At 64.7% G+C, this 19,550-nt stretch carries 15 protein-coding genes; 5 read left to right on the forward strand and 10 right to left on the reverse strand.

The window, feature by feature from the left end; all coding sequences use genetic code 11:
- Positions 1-90 precede the first annotated feature (90 nt).
- From AKL02_RS12010 to AKL02_RS12020, 3 genes are all read right to left on the reverse strand, one after another.
- A complete protein-coding gene (locus AKL02_RS12010; protein WP_083077419.1) occupies positions 91-2,658 on the reverse strand; it encodes a penicillin-binding protein 1A in 2,568 nt (855 codons plus the stop codon).
- A 167-nt stretch (positions 2,659-2,825) separates the two neighbouring features.
- Positions 2,826-4,040, reverse strand: coding sequence for an N-acetylmuramoyl-L-alanine amidase (locus tag AKL02_RS12015; protein WP_108722347.1), 1,215 nt, complete (start codon positions 4,038-4,040; stop codon positions 2,826-2,828).
- A 211-nt stretch (positions 4,041-4,251) separates the two neighbouring features.
- Positions 4,252-5,391: a pyridoxal phosphate-dependent aminotransferase gene (locus AKL02_RS12020; protein ID WP_083077422.1), complete on the reverse strand. Its 1,140-nt coding sequence runs from the start codon at positions 5,389-5,391 to the stop codon at positions 4,252-4,254.
- Between the two features lie 203 nt (positions 5,392-5,594).
- On the opposite strand from AKL02_RS12020, the gene AKL02_RS12025 reads away from it, so the two are divergent.
- From AKL02_RS12025 to AKL02_RS12035, 3 genes are all read left to right on the forward strand, one after another.
- Positions 5,595-6,365, forward strand: a complete 771-nt coding sequence (locus AKL02_RS12025) for a DsbA family protein (protein ID WP_083077425.1) — start codon at positions 5,595-5,597, stop codon at positions 6,363-6,365.
- A gap of 184 nt (positions 6,366-6,549) precedes the next feature.
- Positions 6,550-6,846: a hypothetical protein gene (locus tag AKL02_RS12030; RefSeq protein WP_083077427.1), complete on the forward strand. Its 297-nt coding sequence runs from the start codon at positions 6,550-6,552 to the stop codon at positions 6,844-6,846.
- Between the two features lie 112 nt (positions 6,847-6,958).
- Positions 6,959-8,602: a methyl-accepting chemotaxis protein gene (locus AKL02_RS12035; protein ID WP_165756957.1), complete on the forward strand. Its 1,644-nt coding sequence runs from the start codon at positions 6,959-6,961 to the stop codon at positions 8,600-8,602.
- Positions 8,603-8,792: 190 nt separating this feature from the next.
- Here AKL02_RS12035 and AKL02_RS12040 read toward each other — a convergent pair whose 3' ends face one another.
- The 4 genes from AKL02_RS12040 to hemA form a co-directional block, all read right to left on the reverse strand.
- Positions 8,793-9,491, reverse strand: a complete 699-nt coding sequence (locus AKL02_RS12040; RefSeq protein WP_078540526.1) for a DUF1236 domain-containing protein — start codon at positions 9,489-9,491, stop codon at positions 8,793-8,795.
- Positions 9,492-9,646: 155 nt separating this feature from the next.
- Positions 9,647-10,768: a flavodoxin-dependent (E)-4-hydroxy-3-methylbut-2-enyl-diphosphate synthase gene (gene ispG / locus AKL02_RS12045; RefSeq protein ID WP_083077432.1), complete on the reverse strand. Its 1,122-nt coding sequence runs from the start codon at positions 10,766-10,768 to the stop codon at positions 9,647-9,649.
- An 84-nt stretch (positions 10,769-10,852) separates the two neighbouring features.
- A complete protein-coding gene (locus AKL02_RS12050) occupies positions 10,853-12,124 on the reverse strand; it encodes a helix-turn-helix domain-containing protein (protein WP_083077434.1) in 1,272 nt (423 codons plus the stop codon).
- A gap of 108 nt (positions 12,125-12,232) precedes the next feature.
- Positions 12,233-13,462 carry a 5-aminolevulinate synthase gene (gene hemA / locus AKL02_RS12055; RefSeq protein ID WP_078520969.1) on the reverse strand — a complete coding sequence of 410 codons (1,230 nt, stop codon included), beginning with the start codon at positions 13,460-13,462 and terminating at the stop codon, positions 12,233-12,235.
- A gap of 222 nt (positions 13,463-13,684) precedes the next feature.
- On the opposite strand from hemA, the gene AKL02_RS12060 reads away from it, so the two are divergent.
- A complete protein-coding gene (locus AKL02_RS12060; protein WP_078540522.1) occupies positions 13,685-15,061 on the forward strand; it encodes a dipeptidase in 1,377 nt (458 codons plus the stop codon).
- A gap of 183 nt (positions 15,062-15,244) precedes the next feature.
- Here the strand turns inward: AKL02_RS12060 and AKL02_RS12065 are convergent, their stop codons facing one another.
- The 3 genes from AKL02_RS12065 to AKL02_RS12075 all read right to left on the reverse strand — a co-directional run bounded on the left by AKL02_RS12065 (position 15,245) and on the right by AKL02_RS12075 (position 18,444).
- Positions 15,245-16,636, reverse strand: coding sequence for a peptidoglycan -binding protein (locus AKL02_RS12065; protein WP_083077436.1), 1,392 nt, complete (start codon positions 16,634-16,636; stop codon positions 15,245-15,247).
- A gap of 3 nt (positions 16,637-16,639) precedes the next feature.
- Positions 16,640-17,836: a biopolymer transporter ExbB gene (locus AKL02_RS12070; RefSeq protein ID WP_078520972.1), complete on the reverse strand. Its 1,197-nt coding sequence runs from the start codon at positions 17,834-17,836 to the stop codon at positions 16,640-16,642.
- Positions 17,837-17,898: 62 nt separating this feature from the next.
- Positions 17,899-18,444 carry a gamma-glutamylcyclotransferase gene (locus AKL02_RS12075; RefSeq protein ID WP_198453184.1) on the reverse strand — a complete coding sequence of 182 codons (546 nt, stop codon included), beginning with the start codon at positions 18,442-18,444 and terminating at the stop codon, positions 17,899-17,901.
- Between the two features lie 47 nt (positions 18,445-18,491).
- Between AKL02_RS12075 and AKL02_RS12080 the strand changes: the two genes are divergently transcribed.
- Positions 18,492-19,547 (forward strand): DUF2125 domain-containing protein, encoded by a 1,056-nt coding sequence (locus AKL02_RS12080; RefSeq protein WP_083077438.1) that lies wholly within the window; start codon positions 18,492-18,494, stop codon positions 19,545-19,547.
- Positions 19,548-19,550: the final 3 nt, after the last annotated feature.

Consider the following 19,550-nt stretch of genomic DNA (forward strand, 5'->3'; position numbering starts at 1 on the left):
GAGCTCTGGCACGCATAATCGAGCAGAAACGGAAAAAGGGGGGCCAACGCCCCCCTTTTTTAATGCCTGTCGATTGTGGGCGCGGCGCGCTCAGTAGAGGCCGCCTGCCGAGAGCGAGCCGAAATCGGCCTTCTTCTTCGGGATGACCTTTTGCTGGCCGGTCGAGGTGGTCACCGTGGTGGAGCCCGCATCGTCGCGTTCGCCCTGCGCAAACAGCGGCAGGTTCGAGCCCATCGCGAAGCCGCCATCGACGACCAGCGAGCCGAGGCCCGACATGTCCTGACCGGGGCGCAGATATTCGGCCTGCACGAATTCGCCGGTTGCGGAATCCGAGAGACGCTCGCCGGTATAGCGGTTGAACTTCGCCCAGGTGCCGCCCGGCGGAACCTTGAACTTCGAGCCGCCGAATTCCTTGATCGCCTCGCGCATGAATTCGTTGAACACGGGCACACAGAGCGTGCCGCCATAGGCGTGACGGCCCAGCGAGCGCGGGTTGTCGTAGCCCATGTAGCACGAGGCCACGATGTTCGAGCTGAAGCCGGTGAACCACACGTCCTTCGCGTCGTTGGTGGTGCCGGTCTTGCCCGCGATCGGAACCGGCAGATCGACGCCATAGCCGGAGCCGCGCTTCACCACGCCCTCCATCAGCGAGATCATCTGATAGGCGGTGATCGGGTCGATGATCTGGTCACGGTGGCTGACGATCTTCGGCCCCTGCCCCTCGGGCAGGTTCGGATCTTCGCAATTGGCGCAGCTGCGCTGATCGTGGCGGTAGATCGTGCGGCCATAGCGGTCCTGCACCCGGTCGACCAGCGTCGGCTCCACCCGCTCGCCGCCATTGGCGAACATCGCATAGGCCGAGATCAGGCGGAACATCGTCGTTTCCTGCGCGCCAAGCGCATTGGCGAGGAACTGGCGCATATGGTCATAGACGCCGAATTTCTCGGCATAGGCAGCGACCGTCTCCATGCCGATTTCCTGTGCGATCCGGATCGTCATCAGGTTCCGCGAATGCTCGAGCCCGGTGCGCATCGGCGTCGGGCCGTAATATTTGTTCGAAGCGTTCTTCGGGCGCCACATGCCTTGGGGCGTGTTGATCTCGATCGGCGCGTCGACCACGATCGTCTCGGGCGAGAAGCCGGAATCCAGCGCCGCCGCATAGACGAAGGGTTTGAAGTTCGAGCCCGGCTGGCGCATCGCCTGCGTGGCGCGGTTATAGACCGAGGACTGATAGGAGAAACCGCCCTGCATCGCCAGCACGCGGCCGGTATTCACGTCCATTGCCATGAAGGCGCCTTCGACCTTCGGCACCTGGCGCAGGGTCCAGCGGATGAAGGAGCCGTCGCTATCCTTCGTCATCGCGCGGACCTCGACGACATCGCCACTCTCCAGCAGATCCTGCGCCTTTTTCGCGCGCGGACCGAGCTTGCCGTCATCCTTCAGTTTGCGCGCCCAGGTCACGTCCTCGGGCGGAATCCAGTGGCCGTCTTTGTCTTCCTCGATGCCTTCGATGCCGATGCGGGCCGAGCTGCCTTCGAAGCCCAGCACCACAGCCGGGTGCCAGCCGTCGATGTCGCGCGGGGCTTTCGCGGTCGAGACATCGGAGAGCGCGGCGCGCCAGTCGGCCTCGTTCTTCAGCTTGTCCTCGGCGATCTTAGCCCCGGTGCCGCGCCAGACGCCCTGCTCGCGGTCGTATTTCTCGAGCGCATGTTGCAGCGCCTTCGTCGCATGGGATTGCAGATCGGGGTTCACGGTCGCGCGGATCGTCAGGCCGCCGCCGAAGAATTCCTCTTCGCCGAAGCTTTTCGACAGCTGGCGGCGGATTTCGTCGGTGAAATAGTCGCGCGGCGGAAGCTGCGCGCGGAACGGCGCGTAATCGCCGTTCTGCACTGATTTCAGCGGCTTGTTCTGCTCCGCGTCCATCGTCGCCTTGTCGATCCGGCCGTCCTCATACATCCGGCGCAGCACGTAGTTGCGGCGCTCCACGGCGGTCTTGTAGTCGCGCACCGGATGCAGATCGGCGGGTTTCTTCGGCAGCGCCGCGAGGTAAGCGGCCTCGCCCACCGTCAGATCGGCGAGCGGCTTGTTGAAATAGGTCTGCGCGGCAGCAGCGACCCCGTAGGAGTTCTGGCCGAGATAGATCTCGTTGAGATAGAGCTCGAGAATGCGGTCCTTGCTCAGCACATGCTCGATGCGCGAGGACAGGATCAGTTCCTTGATCTTGCGCTCCACCGAGCGGTCTGCAGAGAGAAGCAGGTTCTTCGTCACCTGCTGGGTGATCGTCGAAGCGCCGCGCACGTCGCGCCCGCCGGACTTCACGGCCGTGAACATCGCCGCTGCGATCCCGCGCGGGTCGAAACCGGGGTGGATGTAGAAATTCTTGTCCTCGGCCGAGACGAAGGCGCCCTTCACCCGGTCGGGGATGTCGCGGATCGGCACGAAGAGGCGGCGCTGCTCGGCGAATTCGTCGATCAGGCGACCGTCGCCGTTATAGATGCGCGAGATGGTCTTGGGGCGGTATTGCGCAAGCTGGTCATAGCTCGGCAGATCGCGCGAATAGATCCAGAAGATCGCCCCGATGGTGAGCGCGGCAAAGAACAGCCCGGTCACAACCCAGGAAAACACGCCGCCGATCGAGCCGAGAATGAAACGGATCACAGATACACCCCTTGCCTCGGGGCAGATCACCCCATCGCGCCAGCCTATACATCGCGCCTTCGTGACGGTCAAAGTAATGTGCGCTCACGCTTCCGAGAAGACTCCGCATGGTCACAATCCCGCCCAATGGGCGGATGACCGCGCGTCAGACCGGGAACAAAACGCGATTATTGGCGCAAAAGCTTGGCCTCGGCCGCATCGCCCTGCGCCCACGTCTCGACGCCTTTCGTGAGCGCCGCGGCCATCCGCGCGCGCCAGTCGGGGTCCTTGAGCCGCGCGCGATCGGCGGGCGACGACAGAAAGCCCAGCTCCACGAGGACCGAAGGGATATCGGGCGATTTCAGCACCGAGAAATTCGCGCCCTGCACCGGGTGTTTGTGCATATGCAGCCCCGCCCCCTTGATCGCGCCCGCCAGCACCTGCGACAGCCGGACTGAGCGCGGCTGCGTATCGCGCCGCGCCAGATCGACGAGGATATGGGTGATCGCATCGCCCTGCCCGTTCAGATCGACACCTGCGAGGATATCGTCGCGGTCGTGGCGCTGCACCAGCTTGCGGGTCGCCTCGGTCTCGGCGTGATCGGCGAGCCGGTAGATCGTGGAGCCGGTCGCCCGACCTTCGGCGATGGAATCCGCGTGGAGCGAGATGAAGAGATCCGCCCCCGCCGCGCGCGCCACCGTCACGCGGGTTTCGAGCGGCACGAACACGTCCTGATCGCGGGTCATCACCACCTGCATCCCCGCCCGGCGCATCGCGTCGCGCAGCTGGCGGGCAAAGCCCAGCACGATATCTGCCTCATGCGCGCCGCCATCCTCCGCCCCCGGATCGATGCCGCCATGGCCGGGATCGAGCACCACCTTCAGCGGCCGCGTCCCGTCCTGACGGCGATGCGGCGCGACGGTCGGCGCGGGTTGCGGCAGATCCCATAGGGCGGAATCGGCGGCCCCCTTGCGCGGGGTGAACTTCGCTGCGGGCACCTGCGCCAGCGTCAGCGCGATCTCGGGGTCGCCCTTGGTGCGCTCTTCAGAGGTGACGAGGCGCATCGGATGGGCAAGCTCGGCCACCAGCCGCGACCAGCCGGGCCGGAACTTGCCCCAGCGCAGACCTTTGATCGCATCGCTGCCCTTGAGCAGGTTTTCAGGCGGGTTGGCCCCGAAATTCACCTCGCGGAAGTCGATGACGAGCCGGTAGGGATCGGCCAGCAGAAAGGCGCGATACGGCACGGGCTGACTGATCCCGAGCGTGATCGCGACCTTATCGCCGCTTTGCGCGATCTGGCTGCGGTCGGGCGCATATTGCGCCAAGGCCGACAGGTCCTGCGCCCGCGCAGGCAGAGCCAGCGCGAGAGACATCGCGAGAAGAAGAATGAACCGCCCGATCATACGCGCCCCGTTTTTATGCGCTTTCGTTTTGCGGGCACTATAGCGGCCGGGGTCGCGCGGAGCAAAGGGCGAATGGGGCTGACTTGGCGCGGGCGACCAGCCATCAACGATGCGACGCGCCCGTCCGGCCCTCCGCTTGCGCTACGGGCGTTCGCCGGACGTCCTTCCACAGGAAGGCCGTTTGATCCGGCTCACCCCTCACCGCAAATCTTCAGCGGTTCTCCATGAAGCTCCGCAGCCGCTTGATCCCCTCGGCGACCCGCTCGGGGCTTTGCGCATAGGAAAACCGGATCGTCTGCGCGCCGCGATGGGGGTCGAAATCCATCCCCGGCGTGACCGCCACCCCGACGCTCTCGAGGATTTCCGCGGCGAAAGCGGCGCTATCCTCGGTCAGCTCCGACACATCGGCATAGAGGTAGAACGCTCCATCCGGCGGCGCGATCCGGGTGAAGCCCATCTTCGGCAGCTCTTCGAGCAGCATCTGCCGGCTTTCGCCATAGCGCGCGACATTCTCGGCCATCTCGTCGAGGCTCTCCAGCGCGCCCAGAGCCGCCACCTGGCTCGCATGAGGGGCGCAGATGAACATGTGCTGCGCGAGACGCTCCACGGTGCGCAGATGGCTTTCCGGCACCACCATCCAGCCCACGCGCCAGCCGGTCATCGAGAAATATTTCGAGAAGGAATTGATCACGAAGACGTCGTTGGAAATCTCCAGCGCCGAGACCGCACGGCCCTCATATTGCAGCCCGTGATAAATCTCGTCCGAGATGAAAGCGATGTCGCGGGCCTGACAATGCTCGATCAGCGCCTGCAGCTCCGGCTTGCCCAGCATCGTGCCCGACGGGTTGCCCGGCGAGGCCACGATCAGCCCGGCCAGATCGTCCGGAATTTCCTCGGGCGTCGGCTGGTAGCGGTTCTGCGCCTCGGTCGGAATGCCCACCGGCTCGATCGAGAGCGCCTTGAGGATCTGGCGGTAGCTCGGATAGCCCGGCTCGCCTAGGCCTACCTTGTCGCCCACATCGAACAGCGCCGTGAAGGCCAGCTGGAACGCCCCGGAAGAGCCCGAAGTGATGACCACGCGCGCGGGATCCAGATCGATGTCGTACCAGCGCTTGTAGAGCTTCGCGATCCCCTCGCGCAGATAGGGCAGCCCCAGCGCCACCGTGTAGCCCATCGGCTGGCTCTCGAGCGCCTCGGCCAGACGGCGCTTGGCGGCCTTCGGCGCGGAGGTGCCCGGCTGGCCCACTTCCATATGCACGATGTCGCGGCCCGCAGCCTCCGCCTCTGCCGCCATGCGCAGCACATCCATCGCGATGAACGGTTCCACCTGCCCGCGTTTCGACTGCCGCATCCGCCTTCTCCTTGCCGCTTGAGATTTCGCCCAAGGGGTTAGGCCGAAGCCGTCCGAGCGTCAATGCGGCGTCACTGCACACATGTGCCGCCGCGCGCCTCGCGATGAAGCCGCGCCCTGCGCGCTAACGCCCTCTTGATCCCGCGCGCCCGAGCGGTCAGGTTGCTTGCGAACCAACAGGACCCGATCCAAAGGATACGCCCATGCTCCGCACGCTTCTGGCCGCGACCGCCTTCGCCGCGCTCGCCACGGCCGCCCCGCTCACCCCGGCAGCCGCGCAGGATTTCGACTTCGCCAACATGACCGACAGCCAGAAAACCGCCTTCGGCGACGCCGTGCGCGAGTATCTGATGGCCAATCCGCAGGTTCTGGTCGAGGCGATCAACGAGCTGGAAGCCAAGCAGCAAGCCCAGCAAGCCGATAACGACAAGCAGCTGATCAAGACTAATGCGAAGGATATTTTCGAGGACGGCTACAGCTGGGTCGGCGGCAATCCCGATGGCGACATCACCGTCGTCGAGTTCATGGATTACAAATGCACCTACTGCAAAAAAGCCTATGACGAGGTCTCGGACCTGATCTCGAAAGACGGCAATATCCGCTTCATCGTCAAGGAGTTCCCGATCCTCGGCCAGCAGTCGGAACTGGCGGCGCGCTTCGCGGTCGCGACGAAGCAGATCGACGGCGACGACGCCTATGCGAAGATGCACGACACGCTGATGAAGGCGCGCGGCAATCTCACCGTCGAGAGCCTGAGCCAGATCGCCAAGGACCAGGGCCTCGATCCCGCTCCGATCCTCAAGCAGATGAACGACGAAAAGGTGACCGAGGTTCTGCGTCAAAACTACCAGCTGGCACAGCGCATGGCGATTTCGGGCACCCCGGCCTTCGTGATCGGCGGGCAGCTGCTGCGCGGCTACGCGCCGGAAGCGGCGATGGCGAAAATGGTCGCAGAAGAGCGCAACGCCGAGTGATCCGCATCTGAAGAACGCCGCGCAAGGCCTTCTTCGGATTGAGATTTTAAAGATAGCAAGCGCCGTCCGGGTCCATCGCGATCCGGGCGGCGTTTTCATGTCGTTTACCGTGAGAGTCCGAAGTTTTCACGTCTTAGGGGGCCGTTAATGGATCGGGCGTAGCCTGCCCTCGAAAAGGACTGTGATGCGACTCGAATTGCTGCTTATGACCCTCTCGGTGCTCTGCGCGCCGATCGCCGCCCTCGGCATGCTGCCAGAGGACCGACCGGGGCTTTACCTCGTCGTCGTCCCACCCTGGCGCGCCGCCGATCAGGTGATCGCCGCCGCAGGAGCGCACCCCGTGGGACCGGTGCGCGCGCCCTTGGGGGAATTCGCGGCAGCAGATGCGCCGGGCGCGCTCGCCCGGCTGCGGGCAGCGGGTGCATGGGTCGTTCTCGACGCCAAGAAAATGGCCTGGCTCTGCGGGGCGGCCGAGATTTGAGGGACCTCTGATGATTGACGGGAACACCGCTGGGCCGACCACTGTGCAAGCGCCACAGAAAGACACGCATATGCGCCAGGTGCGGAAATTGCTGGCCTTCGGGACAGTCGCCATGGCCGCCATCGTCACGGCAACCGCCTATCTGGTGGGCACGGCCTTCCTCGTGGCCAGCGTGACCGCCTGGGTCTTCGCCTCTGCCGCTCTACTCGGTTGGCGGATGCGCGACCGGCGGCGCGGCAACACCATCCTCGCGCAAGGGGTGATTGGCCAGGCCGTGGCCCTCACCGCCGCGCTCTCCGGGCATCCGTGGCAAATCGATGCGCACCTTTCGTTTTTCGCGCTGATGGCCGTGCTGATCGTGATGGTCGACAACCGCGCGATCTTCTTCGCCGCCGCGACTGTGGTGGTGCATCACCTCGCGCTCTCGGTCCTGATGCCCAGCCTGATCTATCCCAGCGCGGATATATGGGAAAATGTCTCGCGCTCGCTCTTCCACGGCGCGACCGTCGCCATCGAAACGGCGGTGCTCGTCTATGCCGTTCTCAGCCGCCGCCGCATGGAAAGTTCGATGGAAGAGCGTATGGCAGAGGCGATCGACGCCACCACCCAGGCCGACGAAGCCCGTCGCCGAGCGGAGGGAGAGACCACGCGCGCCCAGCAGATGCAGGACGCCGCCAGCGAGGCCGCCCAAAAGGCAGAGGCGCTGCGCGTCGATGCGGAACGCAACGCGCGTGAGGTCGAAGAAGCGACCCGCCTCGCCCGCTTGGCCGAAGAGGATCTCGCCCAGGAACGCGCCGAAACCACAGCGCGCCAGACCCGCGTCGTCGAGGCGCTCGAAATCGCGCTGCAACAGCTCTCGCGCAAGGATCTCAAGGCCCGGCTCGGTGAGGTCGATGCGGATTACGCGGGGCTCGCCGTCAATTTCAATACGGCGATTGAACAACTCGAAGGCGCCATCGCCCTCGTCACCGGCCACAGCGTCGACATCCGCCAGCAGATCGGCGAGATCAGCGCCGCCTCCGCCTCCCTCTCGACCCGGGCCGAGAAGCAATCGGGCACCCTTGCCGACGCAGCCGCCTCGCTCAACGAGTTGACCTCCTCGGTGCAATCGGGCGCGAAAATGGCCGCCGAGGCCGCGAGTGCCGCCAGCAATGCGGAAACCGTCGCCAAGGAAAGCGCCGCGGTGGTCAGCGAGTCGATCCGCGCAATGAACGAAATCGAAACCAGTTCGAAACAGATCGAGCGCATCACCTCGGTGATCGACGATATCGCTTTCCAGACCAACCTCCTTGCGCTCAACGCTGGTGTGGAAGCTGCCCGCGCAGGTGAGGCCGGTCGCGGCTTCGCCGTCGTCGCCTCTGAAGTGCGCGACCTCGCTCAGCGTTCCTCCGCCTCCGCAAAAGAGATCACCGCACTGATCGAAGCCTCGGGCCAACAGGTCAGCACCGGCGTCGAACTCGTCAGCAAGACCGTCGCCTCGCTCGAAGGCATCGTGAAATCGGTCGAAGAGATTTCACAGCGCGTCGCCCAGATGGCGCGCTCCTCCGAGGAACAGTCCCGCACGCTCGCGGCGATCAACGGCTCGGTCGAACAGCTCGACCACGCCACCCGCCAGAATGTCGCGATGTTCGAAGAAACCACCGCCGCGAGCAAAATGCTCGACGACCTCGCCGAGGCGCTCCGCGAAGCCGTGACGCAATTCTCGACATCTCCCGCTGTTCTGGAGGACCGAGACGCGCTTCCGCGAGCGAGTTGACGATTGGCCCGGTTCAATAGCCGGAGCGCTCGACCGCGGCGAGGACCATGCCGCTCGCCGAGGCCCGCGACGCGGCAAGTCGATCGCGTTGGGCTGCGAACCGGATAGGACTGCGTGCAAAATGTTTGCCGCGATAAAAAAGCCGGCGCGGTGAGGCGCCGGCTTTCTTGGTGGTATTTGTCATCGAGCCTTACGAGGCCGGCACGACGTAGACGATCGCACGGCTATCAGGGTTCACGAAGACCGTGTTGTCGTTGATGTTGCCATAGGCATAGGTGCTGTCCGGCACCGGCGTCAGCGTCACCATGTCCGGAATGACCTTGCCGGTCGCGACTTCCCCGTCGAGATAGACCGGCGCGACGGGGTGCTTCTCGACCCAGGTGATCGTGGTGGGCTCGGGCTTGGCCGCAGCGCCCACACCGGCCGAGCCGATCAGCGCGCCGACGACGGCGCCCACGGGACCACCCACGGCCGCACCGGCTGCGCCACCGGCAGCCGCACCGGTCAGCGCCGCGGCACCCTGGCCATCCTTGTTGGCGTTATCGCCCGGGACCTGGATCTGGTTCACGGTGACCGATTGCGGGCCGGTCGACAAAAGCGCCATCTGGCCGTCGACCATCACGCCGAGCTGGCCTGCGGGCGCATAGCCATTCATGCCATCGAAAGTCACCTGACAGATCGTGCCATCGGGAAGACAGCCTTCCACCGGGACGATGGTGCCGTCGGAGACCGTCGCGATCGTTTTCGACGAGGCCTCGACCCCGGCGTGGATATCGAACTCGCCTTGGGCGGTGGCCATCAGCGGCGGGCTGGTCTCGGCAAAAGCGGTACCGGCGATCATCGTGGTGCTGGCGGCAGCAGCGAGAATAGTAGCGAACTTGCGGGTCATTGGAATTACCTCCTTCATTACCCTGACCGCCACGAGGGACGGCCTCTCTCCGTTGTGGGGAGGGAAATGTGGAGGGGCGCCAATTCGTTCCCCCGGAACCCTATCACGGCAGCGTGATAGGGGCCGATTTCGGGGGCGCTGCGGCACTTTTCCGCTTATTCGGCGGCGGCTTTCTCCGCTTCGATCTCGGCCGATTTTTTCTCAACCAATTCAACAATATGGTCGATCATATCCGCGTTGGCCTGCTTGTGATCCTGCTTGCCAGCCATGTAAACCATGCCCGATCCGGCACCACCGCCGGTAAAGCCGATATCGGTCATCAGCGCCTCGCCGGGACCGTTCACGACGCAGCCGATGATCGACAGGGAGATCGGCGTTTTGATGTGTTCGAGCCTTTCTTCCAGCTCCGCCACGGTCGCGATCACGTCGAAGCCCTGACGCGCGCAGGATGGACAGGAGATGATCTGCACGCCGCGGGTCCGAAGCCCGAGCGATTTCAGGATCTCGAAACCGACCTTCACCTCTTCGACCGGATCGGCCGAGAGCGAGACGCGCAGCGTGTCGCCAATGCCCATCCACAGGAGGTTGCCCAGACCGATCGCGGATTTCACCGTGCCGGAGGTCAGCCCCCCTGCCTCGGTGATACCAAGGTGGATCGGCGCGTCGGTCGCCTCGGCGATGCCCTGATAGGCAGCGGCGGCGAGGAACACGTCCGACGCCTTCACCGAAATCTTGTATTCGCGGAAATCGTGATCCTCGAGAATGCGGATATGGTCCATCGCGCTCTCGACCATCGCCTCGGGGCACGGCTCGCCGTATTTCTCCAGCAGGTGCCGCTCGAGCGAGCCCGCGTTCACGCCGATCCGGATCGAACAGCCGTGATCCTTGGCGGCGCGCACGACCTCGGCCACGCGCTTCTCATCGCCGATATTGCCGGGGTTGATGCGCAGGCAAGCCGCCCCCGCCTCCGCCGCTTCGATCGCGCGTTTGTAGTGGAAATGGATGTCGGCCACGATCGGCACCGGGCTTTCGCGGCAAATCTCGCGCAGGGCGCGGGTGCTGGACTCGTCCGGGGTCGAGACGCGCACGATATCCGCGCCGACATCTGCCGCGCGGATCACCTGATCGAGCGTCGCGCGCACGTCCGAGCTGTCGGTATTGGTCATCGTCTGCACCGAGATCGGCGCATCGCCCCCGACGGGGACATTTCCGACCATGATCTGGCGAGACTTGCGGCGGTAGATATTGCGCCACGGGCGGACCGGGTTGAGAGACATGCAAACGCTCCTTCGAGACCTCGGCTCCTGATACGCCAAGGCCCGCTGCGGTGCAACGGGCCGGGGCGGATCGTGATCTGCGGTTTATTGCTGGTCGGTCTGCGCCGGCGCGGCGGCATCGCCCGCATCGGCCACGGCGATCATCTTCGCGAGGTCCTTGTCCTGCGCGAGATTGGCAACCGGATAGTCCTCGTCCAGCGCGGCCGACGACAGCTTGATGTTCTTCGTGACCTGACCGCGCTTGCCGACCGGGCCATGCGTCACGCCGTTGACCGCGAAATAAATCGCGCCGGATTCGCCCGTGCGCATCGTCGGCGCTTCTTCGAGCTTGGGCAGCACGTAGCGTTCGCCCGCATCCATGACCTTCTCGAACAGGGTCGCGCCATCGGCAGACTTGATCCGCACCCAGGACGGGCGCACGGCCAGCACGACGACATCGGGCTGATCCGCTCCCAGCGCCTTGGCAACGGCGGATTGGATATTGTTCTCGGGGCCAGCCGCCGAGGCGAGTTGCGTGCCCTGCGGCGTGTTCGGGGACGTGTTGGACTGCGCCAGACCGATGAGATTGGGCGTCAGACCCGGAGCGGCTGCGCCCACGCCCTGCCCGGCCAGCGCGCCGGTGGCATTGGGGTCGATCGAAGCGATGGGCCCGTCGCGCGACACCAGAACCGGCGCGTCGAGCGCCGCCGGACGGTAGATGCGCGCGGAGCGCTCGGGTTGGGTGACCTCGGGCAGCGTGTCGTCGGCCTGCGCCATCTCGGGCCCGTCCTTGACCGAGTCGAGCGGGTCGAGATCGGCCATCACGCCGGGGGCCTGATCCACGGGCGTCAGCTGCACGCGCTGCACTTCCTGCAGCACGGTCCAGCCGCCATAGCCGATACCGCCACCGATCAGCGCCAGAACGAAGAGCGCACCGACGGCGCGCGGCTCGATCTTGGTCCAGATCGATTCCTTGCGCGGGATGAAGGCGGGGTTGGCGAGCGCCTCGGCCATGTCCTTCGGGTCGCGCTGCGGCTTCGGACCGGAGGCGGCTTCGGACATGCCGTGGGCGGGCGAATAGCCAGCCTCGTTGCAGAAGCGCTGGAACGACCATTCGGGGTCGAGGCCGAGATAGCGCGCGTAGGAGCGCACATAGCCCGCGATGAAGGAGGGCGTGTCGAAAGCTTCCACATCGCAGGCTTCGATGGCCGCGATATAGGCTGCTTTGATCCGGAGTTCGCGCTGGACATCAAGGAGCGATTTGGCGAGCGTCGCCCGCTCGCCGCGCATCACATCGCCAAGACGAAGTTCGAAATCGTCGAACCCTTTAGGTTTGACTTCGTCCCCCGTCGAAGGTTTAGCCCTTCGCCCGATCATGCTGCCTGTCCCTGCCGTTTTCCCGCCTGCGTCGATTCGGAGCCAATAGCCCCTTCGATTAACAAAGGCTTATCACAAGCAAGCGAGCCGCGCACGCGCCTATGTGGCTCACGCGCTGGCTTCGGCGCGATTCAGCTCACAGCGCGCCCAAAGCGCATCCATACCCTTGACCAGACCGTCAATCATACCGGTGTCGTGCACCGGCGAGGGCGTGAAGCGCAGACGCTCGGTGCCGCGCGGCACGGTCGGGAAGTTGATCGGCTGGACATAGACCCCGAACTCGTCGAGCAGCATGTCCGACAAGGCCTTGGTATGTTTGGGATCTCCGATGATCACGGGCACGATATGCGAGCCGTGATCGATGATCGGCATGCCCATGCCCTTCAGGCGCATCTTGAGAATCTTCGCGTGCAGCTGCTGCTTGTCGCGCAGTTCTTGACCGCCCTCGCCTTTCAGGAAGGCGATCGACGCGGCAGCGCCAGCCGCCACCGCCGGCGGAATCGAGGTGGTGAAGATGAAGCCCGGCGCGTAGGAGCGCACGGCATCGACCATCTTGGCCGAAGCCGCGATATAGCCGCCGAACACACCGAAAGCCTTGCCCAGCGTGCCGTTGAAGATGTCGATCCGGTCCATCTCTCCCAGCTTCTCGGCGATACCGGCGCCGCGCGGGCCATACATGCCGACTGCGTGCACCTCGTCGAGATAGGTCAGCGCACCGAATTCCTCGGCCAGATCGCACAGTTCGGAGATCGGGCCGAAATCGCCATCCATCGAATAGACCGACTCGAACGCGATCAGCTTCGGCGCAGCCGGATCGTCGGCGGCCAGCAATTCGCGCAGATGAGCGACGTCATTGTGACGGAAGATGCGCTTGGCGCCGCCGTTACGGCGGATGCCTTCGATCATCGAGGCGTGGTTCAGCTCGTCGGAATAGATGATGAGGCCGGGGAACAGCTTGGGCAGCGTGCTCAGCGTCGCGTCATTGGCGATATAGGCCGAGGAGAAGACCAGCGCGGCCTCTTTGCCGTGCAGATCGGCGATCTCGTGCTCCAGCCGCTTGTGATAGACCGTCGTGCCCGAGATGTTGCGCGTGCCGCCCGAGCCTGCGCCGGTGGCGTCCAGAGCCTCGTGCATCGCCGCCAGCACGACCGGATGCTGGCCCATGCCCAGATAGTCGTTGCCGCACCAGATGGTGATGTCCTGCTTCGACCCGTCCGGCTTGGTCCAGACGGCGTGGGGGAAATTACCCTTCTCGCGCTCGATATCGATGAAGACGCGATAGCGGCCTTCCTCGTGCAGCTTGTCAATCGCCTGATCGAGTGCGCGGTCGTAATCCATCTCGTGCTTCCCTTGCATGACTGTTCGCTGGGTCTGCCCTACCGGGCACCACAAAGCGCGACATTGATAAATGTCAAATTCCTCTCCCTGAAGCGCAAAAATGTCGCAAATAGTCATGAAAAGCAAACATTCAGTTTTCGCAATTTGTCGCGCCCTTGCGTCACCCCCTCTGGACAGTCCCGCGCGCAGCCCTAGGCTGAGGCCAAAATAAAGGAGGCCTGCATGGCACTGAACGAGGTTCTCACCGAAATCGATAGCGGCCTGGACGCCGCGATGGACCGTCTTTTCGAGCTGCTGAAAATCCGCTCGATCTCGACCGATCCGGCCTATCGCGAAGAGACCCACGAAGCTGCGGAATGGCTCGTCAAGGAATTGAAATCGCTGGGTTTCGACGCCGAACTGCGCCCGACCACGGGGCACCCGATGGTGGTTGCGCATTCCAAGGGCGACGGCCCGCGCCTGCTGTTCTACGGCCACTACGACGTGCAGCCGGTGGACCCGCTGGAGCTGTGGAACACGCCCCCCTTCGAGCCGCAGATCGAAGATACCGAGAATGGTCGCGTCATCCGTGGTCGCGGCGCGTCCGACGACAAGGGTCAGCTGATGACCTTCATCGAGGCCTGCCGCGCCTATAAGGCCGTGAACGGCGAGCTTCCTGGCAATCTTGTGATCTTTCTTGAAGGCGAGGAAGAATCGGGCTCGCCCTCGCTGGTGCCCTTCCTCGAGAACAACCGCGAAGAGCTGACCTCCGATCTGGCGCTGATCTGCGACACCTCGATGGTCTCGCCCGGCGTGCCCTCGATCGCGGGCTCCTTGCGCGGGATGCTGAAGGAGGAATTCACCCTGCACGGGCCGCGCATCGATCTGCATTCGGGCCATTACGGCGGCCCCGCGCTGAACCCGCTGCGCGAGATTTCCAAGATCATCGCGAGCTTCCATGACGATCAGGGCCGCGTCGCGGTCGAAGGCTTCTACGAGGGCGTCCACGAAGTCCCGGCCGAGCAGCTCGAAGCGTGGAAGACCTGCGGCTTCGACGAGAAGGAATACCTTCAGCACGCGGGCATGACCGTGCCGCATGGCGAAGAGGGCTATTCGGCGCTGGAGCAGCAATGGGCACGCCCGACGCTGGAGATCAACGGTCTCTGGGGCGGCTATCAAGGCGCGGGCTCGAAGACCGTGATCCCGGCCGAGGCGCATTGCAAGATCACCTGCCGTCTCGTGGGCGACATGGACCCGGCCCACGTCCGCAAGGCGCTGCGCGCCCATGTCGAGGCACGCTTGCCGGTCGATGCGCGCATCACCTGGGACGGTGATCTCGATGGCGCACCTGCCTCCGTGATGGACACGTCGCGCCCCGAATTCGAAGCCGCGCGTCAGGCGCTGAGCGACGAATGGAACCGCGAGGCGGTCATCGTCGGCATGGGCGGCTCGATCCCGATCGGCTACTACTTCAAGTCGATCCTCGGCATGGACGCGATGCTGATCGGCTTCGCCAATGACGACGACGCGATCCACTCCCCGAACGAGAAATACGACGTGAAAAGCTTCCACAAGGGCATCCGCTCCTGGGCGCGCATCCTCGACCGGATCGCGAAATAAGCACGCGGCCGGGGGCTTGGCGGCCCTCGGCAGACGCGATTATCGCAAAAGGCTGCCGGAGCTTGGCCCGGCAGCCTTTTCATTTGTCATTGGGGCGCGCTCATTTCGCAGCTTGCAGGGCAGTGCCGAGGGACGGCTCGGCGCGTTCCTCGACTGGCTGACGGAGATCGTCTGACCGGCGCCTCAGCGCTCGGTCAGTTTCAGCTCGATTCGGCGGTTCTGGGCGCGCGCTTCGGGCGTGTCGGCGGTGTTCACCGGGTCGAACTGCGCGAACCCGGCGGCGGCGAGGCGTTGCGGCGGGAAGCCGAGGCTCTCGACCATATATTTCACCACCGACAGCGCGCGGGCTTGGCTCAGCTCCCAGTTATCCTTGAACTCGCCCTGCCCCGACAGCGGCGTGTCGTCGGTATGGCCATCGACGCGGATGATCCACGGAATGTCGCCCGGGATTTCCCCACGCAGCTGGTCGAGCAGCGAGGTCACCTGCTTGATCTGCGCGCGGCCCGCATCAGACAGCGTTGCGGAGGCCGGCGCGAAGAGCACCTCGGAGGAGAAGACGAAACGGTCGCCTTCGATCTTCACGCCCTGTTTGCCCTTCAGAAGCTGCGACAGCTTGCCGAAGAATTCCGAACGGTAGTTCTCCAGATCTTTTGCCTTGGCCTCGGCCTCCTTGCGCATCTTCTCCTGCAGGTCCGCGCGTTTCTTTTCCTCGGAGGCCGCACGGGCCAGCGCCGCGTTCAGCTGCTGGCCGAGATTGTCGAGCTGCACCTTGGCCGCGGCATCCTTCTGCTGCGCCTCGTCGAGCACGTTCTGCAGCTGCGCGAGCTGGCTGCGCAACGCCGCAACCTGTTGATTGAGCAGAGCGACTTTCTTCTGCGCGCCTTCCGAGATCGCCTGCTGATCGGCCAGCGCCTTCTGCGCGGTGGCTTTCAGCGCGGCCTGCTTCTCGGCCTCGGACAGCTGCTTGCCGAGCTGCTTTTCCAGATCGTCTTTCGCGGTCTGCGCGGCGGCGAGCTTGGTCAGCGTGTCCTCGGCCTTTTTGCGCGCTTCTTCGAGCTGCAGCGTCATCGCCGCGACCTCATCACCCGATTTCGTCAGCTTGTCGCGCAGATCGGCGATGGTTTCCTTGCTTAGCCGGATTTCGTCGGCCTTGGCGCTCGCATCCTGCTGCGCGGCGTTGCGCTCGCCCACCAATTGCGCGACGCGGGCCTCGAATTCGGTGATCTTCTGCTTGGCATCGGCCAGCGCGGCCCTGCGGTCATCGAGCTGCGAGGTGAGCGTCGCGATCAGCGAGTCCTGCTGGTCGGCCTTGTCCTTCGCATTCTCCAACTCGCCGGTCAGCTGCTGCGTCTTCGTCTGTTGCAGCGACAGCGCCTTGGCGAGGTTCGACACCTGTTCGTTGAGCTGGATCAGCTCGCCTTCCTTGGTGCTCAGCGTATCGCGCAGCACCGATTGCACGATCATGAAGATCGACAGGACGAACATCAGGACCAGAAGAAGCGCCGTCATCGCATCGACGAAACCCGGCCAGATATTGGTCGAGAACCGATTGCCGCCGCGCCGTGCCAGAGCCATGAATTAATCCTCGCGATGCGGTTTGTAGCCGAGGATCGCCCGGGTGAGACCTGCGAAATCGTGGCGCAGCTCGGCCATGCTTTCCTGCCGTCCGGCGCTGACTTCCTCGAGCATCCGCATCATCTGCTGGTCGATCGAGCGCAGCCGCATCCGGGTCTCCATCAGCGCCTCCGCCTCGGGTGCGCCTTCGGCCGTGCGTTGCGCGAGGTGATCGAGCGCGCCGATCAGCCGCTCCTGCCCCTCGGCCATCTGTTGCAGCGCGCCTTGCTGGCGGTGGCGCGCATCCATCTCTGCCGAGAGCCGTTCCGACAGGTCGTGAATGGCGTTTGACAGATGCGCGATCCGCGCCTCGGTCTGCACGCGACCGGCATCGGAGCGCACGAACAGTGTCTGGATCTGGTCCATCTGTTCGGACATGTGATCGAGGACGCCCGCCACCATCGAGCCTTCGCCATCGCCCCCTTCGAGCGCGGTGAAGGACAGCCGCGTGATCGAGGAAATCCATTCCTCCAGCTCGCGGTAGAACCGGTTCTGACCGTGGCTTGCGAACAGTTCCAACAAGCCCACCACCAGCGAGCCCGCAAGACCCAAGAGCGAGGAGGAGAACGCCGTGCCCATGCCGCCCAGCTGCGCCTCCAGACCCGTCATCAGGTTGTCGAACACGCCGATCGCGCTCTCGCCTTCCTTGGGCGCCAGTGCGCGAATGGTCTCGACCACCGCAGGCACGGTGGTAGCGAGGCCGTAAAACGTCCCGAGCAGGCCGAGGAAGATCAGCAGCCCAGCGATATAGCGGGTGATGTCGCGCGCCTCGTCGATCCGGGTCGCGACGGATTCGAGGATCGAGCGCCCCGAGGACGACGACACCGCGCGGCGCGCCTCGCGCGAGCCCAGAAGGGACGCAAGCGGCGCCAGCATCGACGGCGGGCGCACCTGCGGACGACCGGGGCGGTCCGCGGCGAAGCTCTCGATCCAGTTCACCGCCTTCACCAGCTGCACCACCTGCCAGAAACAGGCGAGGATGCCGAAGACGAAGACCGCGAGGATCACCCCGTTCAGCCAGGGATTGGCGAGGAAAATCGGGAAGATGCGCGAATAGGCGAAATAGCCACCCGTAGCGACCAAGCCGAGCACCAGAAGCATCAGGATCACCTGACGCACGGGTTGTGAGAATTGCGGCTCCAGCCGGATCGGCTCTTCCATTATTGCCCCTCTTGCCTGTTTGCGCAGAGCCTAGCGAGGGTGCAGCCCTTCGCCAAGGGCTATCACGACAAGTCGTGCAGCCGTGCCACCAATGCATCAAGATGGGGATCCGGGATGCCCAATTCGTGCAGATGCTGGGCAGTATTGAACAGATAATCGCGGTTCGGACCGCGCCCGCCGGTGGCGCTGGCGATGATCCGCGCCTGCTCGTCATCGGAAAGCCCGCCGCAATACTGATCGTGATGGCGGTCGATCACATAGGTGACCGCGCGCACGCGCCGCCCGTCATCCAGATCGACGTCGATCTCTCGTTCCAGATAGGCCGAGGTCACCAACTCGCGCTCGCGCAGATAGGCCATTACCTCGTCTTCCTGTCCGGGCCGGATCGCGAAGGCGAGCCCCGCGCAGCCGCCCTGCCCCTCGTCGAGCGCCAGCACCAGCCCCGGCGCTTCGGGCGTGCCCCGATGCACCAGCGAGCGCAGGCAGAAGCTGCGCTCCCAACCCGGCGCACGGGCGAGCATCCGCTCGTCAAAATCGAAGCCGGGGTTCCAGATCAGCGAGCCGTAGCCGAAGACCCAGATCCTGTTGTCGTCGCACTGGTCCTGCATGAGAACACGGCTTACATGGGGTTCACCCGATTTGCAAAGAGGCGAAGATGCGCAAACTGATCATTCTGGTGCTGGTCGCGACGCTGGCCTATTGCGGCTACTGGTTTTACGGCGCGCATAAGATCGAAAACGGCGCGCGCGACATGCTCGCGCAGGCCCGGCAGGAAGGCTGGGGCGATGCGCAATCGGTGTCGCTGGCGGGCTTCCCCTCGCGCTTCGATCTGACCTTCGACAAGCCCGAACTGAAGGATCAGGGCGGCCTGTGGCACTGGAGCGCGCCCTTTGCGCAGCTCTTCGCTCTGGGATACGAACCCAATAAAGTGATCGCCTACCTGCCCTCGGGCCAGTCGCTGCAACTGGGCGATCAAAGCTACAAGCTGACGCAAGAGGACATGCGCGCCTCGCTGACGGTGGGCTATTCGACCGCGCTGCCGCTGGAGCGGGCGATTGCCGTGATCTCCGCGCCGGTGCTGACGCCCGCGGGCGAGACGGCCCCCGCGCTTTCGGCCGATCAGCTGCGCCTCGCCATCGAGCGCAAGGACAAGGCGCAGGGCGCGCTCGGCGGCTCGGCGCAAGCCGCCGATCTGGTGATGCCCGCCGCCGCCTATCGTCTGGGCGCGGAGGCGAAGTCGCTGAAACTCCCGGCCGATCTCCTGGAGCGGGTCGACCCGAAGGGCAAGCTGCCCGACACCATCGCACGCATCCATTTCGACGCGCTGATCGGCACGCGCGAACCGATCGACCAGACCGCGCTGGAAGCGGGCATCCCGGGGCTGATGACGTTCTCGGTTTCGGACCTTTCGCTGAGCTGGGGCGGCAACGATGTTTCGGTCGAGGGCAACCTGACGGTCGATCCCTCGGGCTATCCCGACGGCACGCTGACGATCCGCTCTGCCTCGTGGCGCAACTGGGTCGGCATCGCGCAGAGCATGGGTCTGATCGGCAAGGACCAGATGAAGCTCGTAACCGGGATCGGCGCGATGCTGGCCGCGAAGAACCCCGATGGCGCGCTGGAAGTGCCGCTTGTCTTCAAGGACGGGCAGATGAGCCTCGGCCCGGTGCCGCTCGGCCCCGCGCCGCAGCTGGTCGCGCAGCGGCAGTAAAGG

The organism is Thioclava electrotropha, assembly GCF_002085925.2.
Taxonomy (GTDB): domain Bacteria; phylum Pseudomonadota; class Alphaproteobacteria; order Rhodobacterales; family Rhodobacteraceae; genus Thioclava; species Thioclava electrotropha.

What these genes read in the sequence shown, in the direction of transcription:
- ispG (WP_083077432.1), bottom strand. Translation starts at nt 10,768, where the DNA reads ATGTCTCTCAACCCGGTCCGCCCGTGGCGCAATATCTACCGCCGCAAG.
- hemA (WP_078520969.1), bottom strand. Translation starts at nt 13,462, where the DNA reads ATGGATTACGACCGCGCACTCGATCAGGCGATTGACAAGCTGCACGAG.
- AKL02_RS12080 (WP_083077438.1), top strand. Translation starts at nt 18,492, where the DNA reads ATGCGCAAACTGATCATTCTGGTGCTGGTCGCGACGCTGGCCTATTGC.
- AKL02_RS12035 (WP_165756957.1), top strand. Translation starts at nt 6,959, where the DNA reads ATGGCCGCCATCGTCACGGCAACCGCCTATCTGGTGGGCACGGCCTTC.
- AKL02_RS12050 (WP_083077434.1), bottom strand. Translation starts at nt 12,124, where the DNA reads ATGATCGGGCGAAGGGCTAAACCTTCGACGGGGGACGAAGTCAAACCT.
- AKL02_RS12030 (WP_083077427.1), top strand. Translation starts at nt 6,550, where the DNA reads ATGCGACTCGAATTGCTGCTTATGACCCTCTCGGTGCTCTGCGCGCCG.
- AKL02_RS12015 (WP_108722347.1), bottom strand. Translation starts at nt 4,040, where the DNA reads ATGATCGGGCGGTTCATTCTTCTTCTCGCGATGTCTCTCGCGCTGGCT.
- AKL02_RS12070 (WP_078520972.1), bottom strand. Translation starts at nt 17,836, where the DNA reads ATGGAAGAGCCGATCCGGCTGGAGCCGCAATTCTCACAACCCGTGCGT.
- AKL02_RS12020 (WP_083077422.1), bottom strand. Translation starts at nt 5,391, where the DNA reads ATGCGGCAGTCGAAACGCGGGCAGGTGGAACCGTTCATCGCGATGGAT.
- AKL02_RS12040 (WP_078540526.1), bottom strand. Translation starts at nt 9,491, where the DNA reads ATGACCCGCAAGTTCGCTACTATTCTCGCTGCTGCCGCCAGCACCACG.
- AKL02_RS12025 (WP_083077425.1), top strand. Translation starts at nt 5,595, where the DNA reads ATGCTCCGCACGCTTCTGGCCGCGACCGCCTTCGCCGCGCTCGCCACG.
- AKL02_RS12065 (WP_083077436.1), bottom strand. Translation starts at nt 16,636, where the DNA reads ATGGCTCTGGCACGGCGCGGCGGCAATCGGTTCTCGACCAATATCTGG.
- AKL02_RS12075 (WP_198453184.1), bottom strand. Translation starts at nt 18,444, where the DNA reads ATGCAGGACCAGTGCGACGACAACAGGATCTGGGTCTTCGGCTACGGC.
- AKL02_RS12060 (WP_078540522.1), top strand. Translation starts at nt 13,685, where the DNA reads ATGGCACTGAACGAGGTTCTCACCGAAATCGATAGCGGCCTGGACGCC.